This window comes from Bartonella sp. AA86SXKL, from assembly GCF_042196885.1.
Genome location: NZ_JBHIRE010000326.1, coordinates 1 through 240, shown reverse-complemented (window position 1 = coordinate 240; position 240 = coordinate 1). Strand labels below are relative to the sequence as shown.

Sequence of the window (240 nt, the reverse complement as noted above, 5' to 3'; positions counted from 1 at the left end):
GTTCGGTGCTAAACTTGAAATAGAAAAAAATGCAGAAGGAACGCGTTTTATTCATCTAAATGGTCACCCACACCTGACTGGACAAACAATTCATATTCCAGGTGATCCCTCTTCTGCAGCTTTTCCTATTGTCGCAGCTCTTCTCATAGAAGACTCTGATATCACTATTGAAAATGTTCTTATTAACAACTCTCGAATGGGGCTTATCGAAACATTATGGGAAATGGGCGCTCAAATTGA

General features: G+C 39.6%; 1 protein-coding gene. It reads left to right on the top strand.

The features are described 5' to 3' along the window. A partial coding sequence (locus tag ACFIO5_RS11815) for a carboxyvinyltransferase (protein WP_522729892.1) occupies window positions 1-240 on the top strand: 240 nt, incomplete at both ends.